General features: G+C 38.9%; 14 protein-coding genes. 1 reads left to right on the top strand and 13 read right to left on the bottom strand.

The window, feature by feature from the left end; translation table 11 throughout:
* Window positions 1–15 precede the first annotated feature (15 nt).
* The 12 genes from LKW28_RS07500 to LKW28_RS07445 form a co-directional block, all read right to left on the bottom strand.
* The gene (locus LKW28_RS07500) at window positions 16–1,062 is read right to left on the bottom strand and encodes a serine hydrolase domain-containing protein (protein WP_229139742.1); all 1,047 of its coding nucleotides are present in this window, start codon (window positions 1,060–1,062) and stop codon (window positions 16–18) included.
* Complete coding sequence (locus LKW28_RS07495) at window positions 1,059–2,219, bottom strand: M20 family metallopeptidase (RefSeq protein ID WP_229139741.1); 1,161 nt, start codon at window positions 2,217–2,219, stop codon at window positions 1,059–1,061. Before LKW28_RS07495 ends, LKW28_RS07500 begins: the two co-directional genes overlap by 4 nt.
* Window positions 2,220–2,233: 14 nt before the next feature.
* Window positions 2,234–3,490: a threonine synthase gene (locus LKW28_RS07490; RefSeq protein WP_229139740.1), complete on the bottom strand. Its 1,257-nt coding sequence runs from the start codon at window positions 3,488–3,490 to the stop codon at window positions 2,234–2,236.
* Between the two features lie 15 nt (window positions 3,491–3,505).
* Entirely contained in the window at window positions 3,506–4,351 is an 846-nt protein-coding gene (locus LKW28_RS07485; RefSeq protein ID WP_229139739.1) for an ABC transporter permease, read from the bottom strand.
* Between the two features lie 14 nt (window positions 4,352–4,365).
* Entirely contained in the window at window positions 4,366–5,283 is a 918-nt protein-coding gene (locus LKW28_RS07480; protein ID WP_229139738.1) for an ABC transporter permease, read from the bottom strand.
* Between the two features lie 22 nt (window positions 5,284–5,305).
* Window positions 5,306–6,811, bottom strand: coding sequence for an ABC transporter substrate-binding protein (locus LKW28_RS07475; RefSeq protein WP_229139737.1), 1,506 nt, complete (start codon window positions 6,809–6,811; stop codon window positions 5,306–5,308).
* Window positions 6,812–6,830: 19 nt separating this feature from the next.
* Window positions 6,831–7,964 carry an amidohydrolase/deacetylase family metallohydrolase gene (locus LKW28_RS07470; RefSeq protein WP_229139736.1) on the bottom strand — a complete coding sequence of 378 codons (1,134 nt, stop codon included), beginning with the start codon at window positions 7,962–7,964 and terminating at the stop codon, window positions 6,831–6,833.
* Window positions 7,965–7,982: 18 nt separating this feature from the next.
* Window positions 7,983–8,951: an ABC transporter ATP-binding protein gene (locus LKW28_RS07465; RefSeq protein ID WP_229139735.1), complete on the bottom strand. Its 969-nt coding sequence runs from the start codon at window positions 8,949–8,951 to the stop codon at window positions 7,983–7,985.
* Between the two features lie 29 nt (window positions 8,952–8,980).
* Window positions 8,981–9,946: an ABC transporter ATP-binding protein gene (locus LKW28_RS07460; RefSeq protein ID WP_229139734.1), complete on the bottom strand. Its 966-nt coding sequence runs from the start codon at window positions 9,944–9,946 to the stop codon at window positions 8,981–8,983.
* 200 nt (window positions 9,947–10,146) lie between these two features.
* The gene (locus tag LKW28_RS07455) at window positions 10,147–11,337 is read right to left on the bottom strand and encodes an enolase C-terminal domain-like protein (RefSeq protein ID WP_229139733.1); all 1,191 of its coding nucleotides are present in this window, start codon (window positions 11,335–11,337) and stop codon (window positions 10,147–10,149) included.
* Window positions 11,338–11,777: 440 nt separating this feature from the next.
* On the bottom strand, window positions 11,778–12,668 hold the full coding sequence (locus LKW28_RS07450; RefSeq protein ID WP_229139732.1) for a hypothetical protein: 891 nt from the start codon (window positions 12,666–12,668) through the stop codon (window positions 11,778–11,780).
* 40 nt (window positions 12,669–12,708) lie between these two features.
* A complete protein-coding gene (locus LKW28_RS07445; protein WP_229139731.1) occupies window positions 12,709–13,338 on the bottom strand; it encodes a hypothetical protein in 630 nt (209 codons plus the stop codon).
* 251 nt (window positions 13,339–13,589) lie between these two features.
* Here LKW28_RS07445 and LKW28_RS07440 point away from each other — a divergent pair, with 251 nt between their 5' ends.
* Complete coding sequence (locus LKW28_RS07440; RefSeq protein WP_420708843.1) at window positions 13,590–14,447, top strand: M15 family metallopeptidase; 858 nt, start codon at window positions 13,590–13,592, stop codon at window positions 14,445–14,447.
* Between the two features lie 162 nt (window positions 14,448–14,609).
* On the opposite strand, the gene LKW28_RS07435 is transcribed toward LKW28_RS07440, so the two are convergent.
* Window positions 14,610–15,134 (bottom strand): type 1 glutamine amidotransferase domain-containing protein, encoded by a 525-nt coding sequence (locus tag LKW28_RS07435; RefSeq protein WP_229139730.1) that lies wholly within the window; start codon window positions 15,132–15,134, stop codon window positions 14,610–14,612.
* Window positions 15,135–15,302: the final 168 nt, after the last annotated feature.

Here is a 15,302-nt window from a genome sequence, read left to right as displayed (position 1 = left end):
TATCCCTCCATTATATTATTTATCCATATTTAAAACGACTAAATTGTGAAAAATACGACGTATACGTTGGATTGAATCGCTCTCACGTGATGGGTGAACACGATTGGTTAGCAGCACCGCAAATAGATCTTGTTCAGGATCCATCCAAATGCTGGTTCCTGTAAAACCAGTATGACCGTAGGAGTATGGAGAAAAAAGGTCTCCTGCCGGTGAACTAAGTTGATCTTTCGCCTGCCACCCTAAAGCCCTACTTAAATTTAATGATGATGTGTAATTTCGAGTCATAAGCTGAACCGTAGGACCTTTCAGGAAATCTACATGATCTGTTGCACCCTTTCGTAACATCATTTGACAAATAGTGGACAAATCTATCGCCGTTCCGAACAGGCCTGCATGACCTGCAACTCCTTCCAACACCACACAATTTTCATCATGTACTTGCCCTTTAACCACTTTGTTTCGCCATGGACAGTTTTCAGTTGCAGCAATTCGATTGTGTAAAGTTGGTGGTGGATTGAATAAAATATTCATTATACCAAGAGGACCAAATACGAGCTCATGCATTCCTTTATCAAGCCTCATATCCACTACTTGTTCAATAATGTCTCCTATAATCATAAATCCCTGGGATGTATATTCTACATAGGTTCCTGGTTTATGTCTAAGTGGTAATTGCCGAACGGCCACTTTCATATCCTTTGCTGTTTTTGCATGCTTGTATAATGGCTGCTGTCCTGGTATCCCACTTGTATGTGTTAGTAATTCAAACAACGTAATCTTTGCCTTATCCGTCCCTTGATAACTCGGCAGAAAATAGGAGATCGGATCATCGAGCGATAGCTCACCTTGTTCAAAAAGTTTCATTAAAGCAAGACTGACAAGCGGTTTTGTCACTGAAGCTAAATCCCACATGCTATCAATCCCTACTTGTTGCGCACCCCATGCTAATGTTCCAACTGAGCCTTGTGCCACTATTTCACGTGAATTTCCATATGCAAACACCGCTCCCGAGAAAGTCTTATCTCTTCTTGCCAGGTCCATTAACTGAATAATATTCTTCATTTACTCACCTTCTTCAAGAACCTTCGTGCTATGTTTTCATAGACATCAACAGCCTGCTCCACTTGAACTATCTCAACAAACTCGTCTGGAGCATGTGCCTGCGTCAGACTCCCTGGGCCAATAATAACAGTTGGAATATTGGCGATTGTAACGAGCTTGCTCATATCACAACCAGCTGGAAAGCCTTTCGGTTGATTTACTGATTTCATTACATGACTAACGGCATCGAGTGCAATTTCTACGATCCTCTCAGAGGAGTGTGTCTCTGATGGAATCGTTGCTACCAAGATATCTATATTTTCAACCTGTAAACTAGGTACAGCTTTTTTCGTATTTGCAAGAACCGTCTCTAGTTCCCCATCTGCCTTAGCATGTGTTTCACCGGGTAGTAGCCTTCGATCAATAATCATTTCAGTATAGCCAGGTATTGTGTTTTGTCTTGTTCCACCTCTGATAATCGTAACTTCTGCGCTTGCAGGACCGAGCAATGGGTGAGGTTGTTTAATGAGTTGTTTTTTTAACTTCTCATATTCCAAGACAAAATGTGCAGCATGGACGATAGAATTAACACCTAAATCTGGTCTTCCTGAGTGTGATTCAAGTCCCCTAAATCCTAGTCGTCTCATATATGTACCTTTATGGGCCGTACAAACTTCTAATTGTGTTGGTTCTCCTACTACTGCCCCATCTGCTTCGATACCTTCATTGACTAGATGTAAGCTTCCAATTCCTCCAGCCTCTTCCCCCATTACTGCCGTTAATACAAGCTTTCCACAAAGTTCACTTTGGTCTCTGGCCAAGCGTTCCATGGCAGCTAACATGCTAACCAAACTTCCCTTGGCATCACATGCCCCGACTCCATATAAACGATTACCAATGATTCTAGGTTCAAATGGCGGATTGCTCCACTTTTGCCCATTTGGATTGTTTACATCCATGTGTGAATTAAACACCAAGGTTGGTCCTGGGCCAAACTCTAAAGTCATTAAGAGATTATCTTTTCCGGGCTCTACTGTTTGACGTTCAATGATGGCTCCAAATTCAGTTCCCCATACCTCAATCCAATTTGCAACTTCCGCTACATCTCCTGGTGGAGTTGGACTTTTCAATGCCATACATTCCATTAATCTCGTAATAACCTGACTTGTATTTGACACAAAATCTCTCCTTTTTATGTCCTATAAATTTGTCCGATTAATGTTTCAAGTTCATCAATATTAGCATTCAATTGATGTGTTGATTCTGGGACAGACTGTTGAATAACGGAAGCTTGTTTCAGACCACTACCAGTAATGACACATACAACTCTATCATCTGATTGAATTCTCCCCTCTTCCACTCCTCGCTTTACTGCTGCTAAGGTTGCTGCAGATGCTGGCTCAGCACATATTCCATCAAGGCCCAGCCAGCGGATTGCTTCTAATATTTTTTCATCAGTCACACTTTCTGCAAAACCATTTGAGTCGTAAATCGTATTCAACACACGTTCACCCTCTTGAATGGGTGCATTTCCAGAAATACTTTGAGCAATTGTTTTAGAGGAATCTCCGTATTTTACCGCTTTTCTATCTCCACGTTGATATGCCCTTGTAATTGGCCCTGTTGCTTCAGGCTGTACAGCTACCATTCTAGGTAACGAGTCAATCCATCCAAGTGTTTTCAATTCTTTGAAACCTTTCCATGCGCCATAGATTCCGCCACCTGTTCCTACTGGATGGACCATTAAATCTGGTGCCGTCCACCCAAGTTCCTCGCTTATTTCGTACGCATAGCTTTTCATGGCCTCATGTCTTATTGGATTAATAAAATTGACAAATTGGTATAAGCCTAGTTCTTTAACAGCGCGTTCCAGCATATCAGTAATTTCTTCGAAGTTATTAAAATGAAGAGTTGCTACATTTGCACCATATAAAGAAATCATCGCTTTTTTTACAGGATTGGCCAAGTACTCTACTAGAACAGTGGATTCTATCCCGGCCCGGAAAGAATAAGCAGCAAACGATGCCCCAGCATTTCCAGAGCTATATGTTAGACCAACCGTTATTCCTAACTCCTTTGCAAAGCTAACGGCAAGACTAAATCCACGATCTTTGAAACTTCCAGTCGGCATTAAAGTATCGTTTTTAAAAAAAAGATTTTTCAACCCAAGCTCTTTTGCTGCGTAGACAGATTTTATTAATGGAGTTCCGCCTTCTCCAAGCGAGACAATATTTGCAGATTCCTTTAATGGATAAAACTCGTGCCAGCGCCACATCGAAGTTCCACGTCCCCTGAATATGTCAGGGGATAGATCCTGTTTCATTTGTTGCAGATCGTATTGAACCTCCAGTAAACCACCACAACGCGGGCATGTATTTAATGGGAGAGATAATGAAAAATCAGCTGTACATCGATCGCATACAAAGTGAGTCGCATATGACCAAGACATGATAAATCCTCCTAATTATTTTGTATTTGGGCTAAAACCTTCTCGGATATAATCACCTAATATATTAATAGCTAGAACTACAAACATAATCATTAGACCCGGGAAGAGCGACATCCACCAAGCAGAACTAACATATAACTGACCTTCACTAAGCATATTTCCCCAACTTGGAATACTGATTGGTACACCTAGTCCCAGGAAACTGAGTGAGGATTCCGCAATAATCGTCGCAGCCACATGGAATGTTCCAATCGTAATAATAGGTGCTAAAATATTTGGAAGGATATGTCGGAATAATATTCTTCCATCACTAGCCCCAATCGTATTTGCTGCAACTACAAAGTCATTTGTTTTCATACTAAGTACCTCGGACCGGATTACCCTTGCATATTCAACCCAACCGGTTACACCCAACACGATAATAAGATTCCATAATCCCCCACCTAGCACTGCAACAATGGCAAGTGCTAATAGAATAGTAGGAAATGCTAATTGGATATCTGCAATTCTCATCATAATCCCATCGAAAAATCGATAATATCCCGATAACAAGCCAATAATTACGCCTATGGTCCCCGATATTAGAACAGCTAGTAATCCTACTAATATCGAGATACGTGTTCCGTAAATAACTCGGCTAAAAATATCACGCCCTAGATTATCGGTTCCCAATAAATAACCAGACTCAGCACCTTCTGCCCAAATAGGCGGTTTCAAACGTGCTAATAAGTTTTGTGCATTAGGATCATAAGGAGCAATTAAAGGAGCAAGTATTGCGATTATGACAAATAGTACAAGAATAATAATTGAAAACCAATTAAAGAGATTACCTATGTTTCCTTTTCGTTTTTTTATCGCCATAAGTATCCCCCTTTCTACTTGTACTGAATGCGTGGATCAATAACAACATAAAGTAAGTCCACAATCAGATTAATTATTACGAAAATTCCTGCCAATAAAATGATGGCTGTTTGAACTAAAGGAAAATCACGAAAATTGATAGCCTGTATAATCATTTGACCAACACCTGGCCACGCAAATACCATTTCAGTTACTACGGATCCCCCTAATAGGGCTCCGATCTGTAACCCTACTATTGTTACAACAGGTAATAGACTATTTCGTAATGCATGCTTGGCAATTACTTTAAAGGATAATAATCCCTTTGCCCTGGCTGTACGAATATAATCAGAGCTAAGTACTTCAATTAATGAGGAACGTAGTAATCTTGTTATCAATGCCATCATATGCAGACCTAGTGCGAATGCTGGTAAGATTAAATGCTCCCAGCCGCCAATTCCCCCTGTTGGCAGAAGCCCTAAGGAAACAGAGAAAAAGAGGATGAGCAATATACCAACCCAAAACACTGGGAATGATTGCCCAATTAGGACAAATGACATAATCAAGCGATCAAATAAAGATCCTTGCTTAAGTGATGAGATAATTCCCGCAGGAATGGAAACGAGCAATGCAATAATTAGTGATGTTGCAGCCAGCTGTAGGGTTGCAGGTAATCGTTCCAATATTAGTGTGATAGTCGAATCATTGTATCGTAAGGATTCACCTAAGTCGAAATGAAGTAAATCCCAAAGAAATATACCGTATTGAGTTAGTAAGGGCTTATCCATTCCTAGCTCCACTCGGAGCTCTTCCATTTGCTCAACGGTTGCATCGGGAGGCAACATAATTGCTACCGGATCACCTGTCATTCTAGTAATAAAAAAGACTACTGTTGCCACTCCAAATAAGACAAATATTGCATATAAGCAGCGACGAAGTATATATGATAACAAAGATTTCACCTCCCTTAGTTGATTATTTTACAGATGCATTATACATATTTAATACACCAATTACGTTTGGTTTCCACTCAACATCCTTACCCATTGCGTATAAACCATCAAGCTGCCATAGGTACACATATGGTGCTTCTTCAATAAGAAGTTCTTGGATTCCAGTTAATGCCTCCTGTCGAATTGCTGGATCAATATTTTGTTCCTGTACATCCATTAGTTGGTCTGCTTCATCATTTTTCCAGACATTATATCGACGGTCGCTCTTAATATAAGATTGGAAGTTACTAATCGCATCCATCGTCCATCCAGTATTGCCTAAATAGTAAAGTGGTGCCGATGTTTTAGCCGTAATATTACTCATAAGTGTAGTACGATCCATCAAGTTTACTTTTACTTTAATGCCCACCTTTTCAAGTTCAGCTGCAATGGCTTGAACAATCGCTGAATCGGTATTAGCAGCATCTAAATCCACTTCGAAGCCATCTGGATATCCCGCTTCTTTCAATAACTCCTTGGCTTTTTCAAGATCATATTCAAAAGGCTTAATGTCTGAGTCATTACCAAAGTTCTGTGATGGAATTAAGGTAGCTACACGTTTTGCATATCCACCAAGTACAGTATCAATAATTTGTTGCACATTAACCGCATGATTTATAGCCTGACGTACTTCCTTCTTCCCTAATGGACCATCTTTCGTTGTATCAATTACAAGATAGAATGTACGAATCCAATCTGCAGCCACAACGTTAAGATTTGGGTCCCCTTCAAGCTGAATCGCAACGTCTGATGTTAGTCCTGTTGCGATATCAATTTCTCCTGTCTTCGCAGCAGCAACCATATCAGCGACATTTGGAATGGTTTTAAACACTAATTTATCGATATTTGGAGCACCTCTCCAGTAATCTCCATTCGCTTCCAGGACAACCTCATTATCCTTTTTCCACGAGATAAACTTAAATGGACCTGTTCCTACCGGATTTTTTGCGAAGTGTTCCTCGCCTTTCTCCTCAATATATTGTTTAGGTACCATTACTCCTCCAAAAAGTACTGTCTTGTTTGGCAGAATCGGATCTGGAGCTTCCGTTACAATATTAACGGTATACTCATCTACTACATTGACCTCTTTTACATTTCGAAGTTCTACAATTTGACCAAGACTATTTAATCTTTCAATGCTAAATTTTACAGTTTCAGCATTAAACTTTTCTCCATTGTGGAACACAACATCGTCGCGTAGCTTGAATTGCCAGGTTGTATCATCAATTGCTTCCCATTCTGTGGCTAAACTAGGCGCAAGCTCATTATTTTCGTCACGTGTTACTAATGTATCAAAGATATTGATTAAGATATTCATATCTGGCATGCTACCTTGGTTTTGCGGGTCCATTGTACTTGCATCAGATATTTGGGCCACAACTAGTTCTTTTTCACTACTTTCCTTCTCACCATCATTACTAGAATTCTTAGACGAACACCCGGACAAGATAACAAATAAGACCAAAATTAACGATAATACCTTCTTCATGTAAAAATCCCTCCCTTTATTATGAAAATCCTAAACTATATTTTTTATTTTCTTCTAAAGATTTAAACCCTTTTTCAGTAATTACTCCAGTTGGAACAATATGACTATCCATCTGTATAATAGTTCCATTTGAGTCCTTAATTTCTCTATTTCGGACTGGGTCATCCGAAATTCGGAACAGTGTTGCGTTCGTCAGTATTCCATCTAGCCTACACCAATCCTTTATCCCAAGAACTTCCGAAGGAGCTAGTGTGACAGATGCAATAAGATCCACTAGAGACAATCCACAATGCATGACTTTTGTCATAGTTGTAGCCAGATCGTAAACTGGCCCATGAATATTACGGATATGCACATCGGTACTAATCGAAAAAGGTGAATACCCTTTTTCAATTGCGTTGCGGCAAACCCCAAAATTAAAACTTGCCGCTCCATGTCCTATGTCCATTTTCACCCCCCTTGCCAAAGCCTTTTCTAATGCGTCCACGGGGAGTCCGTTAGGTTTCCAAGGGGTTCCAATTTTCCCGTGATAACAATGTGTTATAACATCCCCTTCGTCAAGTAGCTCTAAAACATCTTCAATAACGGGAGGAGCTTCACCGATATGAACCATCAGCGGCAATCCGGTTTCACGTGCCACTAGCTTAGCAAGCTTTAGTGGCTGAGTACCCATATCACCAACGATGGCACCGCTTGAACGTACTTTAATCCCACAAATATACGGGCGATATTCATGCACTGCTTGCACAGTGCGATCAATATTTATCAACTTAAGATTGGAAACTTCTTGTAAATGAACTAACCCAATTGAACTAATATTTAACCAAGCTCGAATCTTTGTTTCGTAGTGAGGAACAATATATTTGATAAAACCTGGTAAAGTAGCTTCTCCTGCACTTCCCGCATCAGCAACTAGATGTACACCCGTATCCAAACCCACATCATCTGGAGGTACGCTTAATGAAGTAAACCCATCAAACACATGGGTATGTAAATCAATCCAACCAGGGCTTAAGTATATGTCGGAATGCGGAACACCATCTTTACATTTAGAATAATCAATCCTGTATCCTTCATTTGTTTTTTCTAAGTAGCAAAGATTACAAGTTTTTAAGATAGGATCAATTACATTAACAAACAAACCCTCAAACATAATAATGTTTATCTCCTCTCAATTATGTAGATGACATGCAACTGAATACTCGGGAGCCACTTCCTTTAGAACTGGTCGGACTTCTTTACATACACTCATCACATACGGACAACGGGTATGAAAGGGACAACCAGACGGTGGATTTGCTGGACTAGGTACCTCACCTTTTAAGATGACTTTTTCTCTTTTTACATTTCGTTTCGGTTCCGGAGCTGATGATAATAACGCTTGCGTGTACGGGTGTAATGGTTGTTTATAGAGTTCACGCTTACTTCCTATCTCTACTAAATTACCTAAATACATTACACCTACGCGGTCACTAATATGCTTCACAACAGCTAGGTTATGTGAGATAAAAATATAGGAAAGATTTAACTCTTCTCTTAAATCCCTCATTAAATTAAGGATTTGTGATTGAATGGAAACATCCAAAGCTGAAACGGCTTCGTCTGCTACAACTAGGCTTGGATTCAGCGCAAGAGCCCTTGCAATTCCAATACGCTGTCGTTGTCCGCCAGAAAACTCACTAGGACTTTTGCTCCTATCGGTTTCCTTTAACCCGACTCTTGTTAGAAGTGGCCCCACTCTACTTTTTGCTTCTTTCCAATCAGCTATTTTATTCACGTAAAATGGCTCAGCTAAAATTTGCTCAACAGTCATTTTAGGATTGAGCGATGAATAGGGGTCTTGGAATACCATCTGAAATTGACTTCTGATTTTTCGAAGATCCTGTCCTTTAAGATGAGTAATGTCTTGATCTTTGAAGAGGATTTTTCCGCCAGTGGGTTCAAGTACCCGCATTATCATTCTTCCTAATGTTGATTTTCCACATCCGGATTCACCAACAATGCCCAGCGTTTCCCCCGCTTTTACTGTGAATGAAACATCATCTACCGCCTTTACGTGCCCAACCGTTTTTAGGAGTACCCCCTGCTTTATCGGGAAGTATTTTTTTACATGCTGGACATCTAATAAAATTTCATTCATATCCGAACTCCTTTCCATATCAGTTACTTCTATAGAAGATCACAACGAACGAGGTGACCTGGTTTTAGCTCTCGGAGCTTAGGTATTTTTTCGAGACATGATGGTTGGACCATTTCACAACGGCTAGCAAAACGACAACCAACCGGAAAATCTGAAGCGTCTGGTACAGTTCCTGGTATCGAATAAAGGATATCTTTTTCTTCCTCCAAGGAAGGAATCGACTCCATTAACGCCTTTGTATATGGATGCGATGTGTCTTCAAATATGGTATCAGCGTCTGCCGCTTCCACTACTTGACCAGCATACATAACTGCAACATAATCAGCTATTTCCGCTACTACCCCTAGGTCATGAGTAATCATGACAATCGAGCTATGAAATTCATCACGCATTTTTTTCATTAGTTCAAGAACTTGGGCTTGGATAGTTACATCGAGTGCTGTGGTTGGTTCATCCGCTATCAATAGTTTGGGTTCACAGATCATTGCCATTGCAATCATCACACGTTGACGTAAACCACCCGACAACTGGTGTGGATATTCTCTTACAATATCATTTGCACGTGGGACACCAACAAATTGAAGCATTTCAACAGCTTTCTTTAAGGCTTCTTTTTTGGATATGGAACGATGGCGCAAAAGTACTTCCGAAATCTGATCCCCAATAGTCAATACGGGATTTAGAGAAGTCATTGGTTCTTGGAAAATCATCGAAATGTCGTTTCCTCTTATTGAGGCAATTTGTTTTTCACTTAGTTTCGTTAAATCTTTTCCATCAAAAATTATCTCTCCAGAAACAATTTGTCCTGTTGGTTTTGGAATCAACTGCATAATAGAGAGTGAGGTAATGCTTTTACCTGACCCTGATTCTCCTACGATACAGACAATCTGACCTGGATAAACTTCTAGGTCAATCCCATCAACTGCACGTACTTCTTTCTCATTACTAATAAAATAGGTCCTTAAGTCCTTCACTGAAAGAAGAGGCTCTATCAAGAAAATATCCCCCTTTTATATGTAGTAGGTTTACATCTTTAATTGAAAACGCATTCAATATTGTATAAATTCTTTATACAGCAAAAATTACAAATAATCAATAAAAATTTTTTTCTTACCTAAATTTTTTTTTGGTGAAAATAAAAAAACTAGACTGCCGGTAATCCAGCAGCCTTGTTGTTGTTTCTGTATAAAAATTATTAAAACATAACTTTTTTGGGTATCCAATTCGGATTAAATTGGTCTCCTGTACCCGGGAGGACCCCTTGCTGCTTATAACGTTCAGCATAAAGTTCAAGCTTATCTTCATCTAGCTCTGCACCAAGTCCCGGTTTATCTGGCACCTCGAGCATACCATCTTTAAACTTTAGTAATCCGCCCTTTAAAATATCATCTGTTAAATGTGTGTAATGACTATCAGCAGCATAGGATAGAACAGGAGTTGAAGCAGCCACATGTGCATATGCAAGAGTAGATATGCCAAGCTCACACCCGCTATGTAAGGAAAATCCAAACTGAAGTGTTTCACAAACTGCTGCTAATTTTTTCGTCGCAAGAATACCTCCCCACTTATGGGTATCACCTAAAATTACATCAACCGAACCTAAACGGAAGGCTGGAGCAATTTGGTCAAAATCCACCACACACATATTCGTAGCCAAAGGAATCGGTACATCCCTTCTAATCCGGGCCATCCCCTCTAAGTTTGGAGTAGGATCCTCTAAGTACTCCAAATTATATTCTAATAGTTTTCTAGATACTTCTAATGCCTTTGTTGGCGACCATACAGCATTTGGATCAATTCGCAGACCCATGTCACTACCAAATTCCTTCCTAATAGCAGCAATCGTATCAATATCGTGGTTAGGTTCAAAAACCCCGCCTTTTAATTTTATATTTGAAAAACCATTTTCACTTACTATCTTTCTGCAATAATCTACAATATCATCAGGTGTTGTTTCTCCACCTTCATCCTCCCCGGGATATCGATAAAACACATACGCAGAAAATGGAACTTTACTTCGGTACAATCCTCCCAAAAGTTCGTACAATGGCTTTTCAACAGACTTAGCCATTACATCCCATAAGGCTGTTTCGATGCCCGCAGTTGCTGCCAAGCCTGCATATCCTGAAAAATAAGAAGTCAATTGAAACTTTGAAAGAATAAGTTCGATATCAAATGGATTACTTCCAATGACAGAGTCAACCATTCCCTTCATCAAATTTTCAATTTGTGTTCCCCCCATCGTTTCACCATAACCAACTAAGCCATTATCCGTATGCACCTTCACAATATTTCTAGTAATCCCTGTACGGATTCCCCATGGCCACCGTATAGGAGCCTTTAAAGGTATATTCACTGGAATAATTTCGATAGAACTAACTCTCATTACGATTCCTCCCTTTAACTCAACATCACTGTTACCATTCTTATTTACTAATTTTTTATTTATACGTATTAATAACCAGAATATTCTCTATCAACATCAATAGCATTCCTGCACCAATCATCAACAATCATTGAGGCGGCACTGTCCCCATCTTATAGAAAAAATCAGGAAAACAATTGGACCGCCCCCATATTTAAATAAAAAGAGAAGTGCGCTAACTCACTTCTCTTGAACCTCTACCGTCAGGGTAGTGGTTATCAATATATAGTTCCTATCATTAGAATCATACTTTGGCTTTTGATGGCGTCGGGTGGTTTTCACGTTATTTTTTACGTTTTTTCGAAAGACATGTGCAGAAATCTCAAGCGATATCCCAAGGTATCACTGTAATAATATCCATGGTGGAAAAAAATAGGAGAACGGCGGAACCGTCCCCATGTTTACCTTTGACTATTCTCCATTTTGCCGAAAAATAAAACTTCACCCTCAGCATCATATAGAGTACCCCATCCATGTTTCATCCCATCTATCCAGTAGCCTTTATATAAAATCATGCCGTTTGGTCGATATTCAATCCCTATACCATGTGGAGAGCCATATCGCCACGTACCGGTATAATACGGAGTACCATTCTTCAGGTTATACAAGGTCCCCGTCCCATGGAATCTACCATAATACCACTCTCCGGAATATAGAAGTTTATTTTCAAAATAGAATTTACCTGTTCCGTGGAATTTCATGCTCATATGGTCATTAATCTTATAATTATTTAGGAATAATTTATTCGTTTTATATGAGGATGCGGGATCCGCACTTTCATTTTCGTGTAAGGTAAACCAATCACCTTCATAATACTTCTTCCCATCCAAGGAATACTGGATTCCTTTCCCTTGAATATATCCTTCTTTAAATTCACCTTTGAATATTAGTGCTTCAATCTTTTCCTTGTCATGAACATAATCAAATCTATTTTGATGGGGTACTGAATAGAGTCTCCCTAATCCATCTGGTACGGCATGATAAAAAGAACCTTTATACTTATGAACAAAATTATAAAAGAACTCTCCGTTATATGAATAATTGTCTTCCGTCTCCGTCATCATTTTTATGTAATCCTGAAAACGCCCCCGAAATACGCCCTCTCCAGAAAGACTTAATCCAGTAAAATCCCCCTCAAATTCACCTAGAAAAATATCGTCATATTTTTTGTCAAACGACGCCTGAAAAACTTTTATAACACCATTCCACTTATCAGTTGTTTTGTTATAATCCCCTTGTACATACACAGCATTAACCATTTGATTCTGTATTAAAATATACTTCGTTTGCATAAATCCTCCATAGTCCACATTACTAGTTTACTTATCTTATTTATTCATTATTTGTATCATTATCAAATAGTGCTTTTTCGATCTTTTCAATCCGTTGATTAAGTATTACACTATCTTTACCACTTGAATATATATTTCTCCAAAACTGAAGAAAAGCTATTATGGTAGTAAATATTTCAAGAATGGCCACACCCAACATCGTTATAATGGATAGTAGAGTCAACTCAAAGTTAACCACAAAAAGCCAAATAAAAATTGAATAAATAATTAATTTGCTAACTATAAGCAGCAGGTGAATATACCCAAACTTCCCCATTTCATATACACTTTTGTTAATTACATTTGTTTTTGCTTGTTCAAAATTAATGAGTTCATGATATTTATAGAAATACTTACTGATTTTACCATTGGGTTCAGTTGGTTCGTATTTAATAGGATATAAGTGATGCTTTTGGCTCTGAGCAATTTGATAATGTTTATTTATTTGCCAAGGTGTTAATTCGATAAAAAAAAGAAAAGTCAATAGGATTGCAAGCAAATAATAAAAAATTAACCAAGTATAACTATCTGGTTCTATTATTCCTATTATTAATATTGGAGGGATTATATATATTCCAACAATAGCAATTGAAAAGGAAAGCATAATTGTTTGCGAGTATTTCCACCTCATTTAAATGATTCACCCCGTAACTTAAAATTTAAAATCATAAAATCTACTAATATGATTACTAATGACCATCATGATATTTATTATACAATAACTTCATTACTGTCACTAAGCATGATTCGTCACGGCTAAAACCGTCATATGTTTTGCCTAATAAGCACTATGGCATCATAATTTAAAGAGATGGAATAGAGCGTTCAATCGGCTATCTTGGGAAGGTGAAAAAATTGCAGTGGAAGAAAAGCTGGATATTTATAGCAGTCGCAATTGTCACGATTGGTGTTGCTTTTGTGTATAGTCCGTATTTACTGAAAAATGAAGATACACTTTCTCAAGTAAAAGTTGTATCTGACATGGCAAAAAGGGAGCCTCCGGTAAACAAAATCAAAACCATGGAAATCGATAATGACCAGATTTTTCAGGGGGACTTGATACTAGTCAACAGTACTTTTCCTATTAAAAGAAATAGTATTAAATCAGATATCGTTCCATTATCTTCTATTGAGGAAATTGGGAAACAATTCGGAGCAAGCATCGATTCTATCACTTTATCAAATGAGGCTGGCCTTGCATTTTCAAAAATGATGGAGTCAGCAAATAAGGATGGGATCGTTCACTTTTCTGTGAATAGTGGGTTTCGAGACTTTGAAGAACAAGCAAAGCTCTATAAAGAAATGGGAGCTGCCTACGCCTTACCACCTGGGTATAGTGAACACAATCTAGGATTATCACTTGATGTTGGTTCGACTTTGATGAAAATGGAAAATGCACCCGAAGGGAAATGGATGGCTGAAAATGCTTGGAAATACGGATTTATCCTGCGGTATCCAAAAGACAAAACAGATATTACAGGGATTGAATATGAACCTTGGCACTTTCGATATGTGGGTTTGCCCCATAGTGTGCTTATGAAGGAAATGGACCTCGTGTTGGAGGAATACATCGAGTATCTGAAACAAGAAAAGACCTTAAAAACAACTATTGAAGAAATAGAATACTTCATCTCCTACCACCCTGTTGCGGAAACACTGGAAATGGTAGAACCAATCTTTTCCCAATATGAGATTTCTGGGAATAACGTAAATGGGATTATCGTTACAAGATGGAAATAGAGGTTTCATTTACACCCACAACCAATATTCAATAAAGTTCTCGTTACAATGATGTGTAACGAAACTTTTCAGGAAATTGAAGATTAATTTTCTTTCTGATGGAAAAAAATAGGGGAACGGCGGAACCGTCCCCGTGTTCCCCTGTTCCCCTGTTCCCCATGCTTATCTTTGTTCTAAAACACGAATAAATTCCCTCATATAATCTGGTAGGTCTGGTGGACGTCTGCTTGAAACAAGATGTCCATCGGTTACAACAGGTTCGTTATACCAGACGGCACCTGCATTTTCCATGTCATCCTTAATCCCCGGAGTACTAGTAACCTTTTTCCCCTCCAAAATCTTTGCTGAAATCAATACCCAGCCTGCATGGCAAATCTGACCAATTGGCTTTTTGGCATCATTCATTTCTTGAAGCATAGATAACACTTCTGGAAATCTACGAATTTTATCTGGTGCCCATCCTCCTGGCACTAAAATGGCATCATATTCTTCTGCCCTAATATCGCCATAAGCATATTCGGAAATAGCCGGGACCCCGTATTTCCCATTATATTTCTGATTCGCTTCTTCACCTACCAGATCAACAACAGCACCTTCCTCCCTAAGCCTCAAAACTGGGTACCATAGTTCTAAGTCTTCAAAATCGTGATGAATAAGCCCAATAATCTTTTTTCCCTTTAATCGCATTACATACCATCCTTTCAAAAATAGTTTTCTTAATAGTAACATTTCCTAAAGAAATCTTAAACAAACCGGGACATCCCCCTCCCAATACTACCATCTATAAAATGGAAAAAAATAGGCGAACAGCGGAGCCGTCCCCTTGTTCTGCTTGAAATTTGGCCCTCACTCAAA

Origin of the sequence: Bacillus sp. REN16, assembly GCF_020731355.1 — a bacterium.
Classification (GTDB): Bacteria; Bacillota; Bacilli; order Bacillales; family Bacillaceae_L; genus Ferdinandcohnia.
This window is presented reverse-complemented; position numbering and strand designations above follow the sequence as displayed.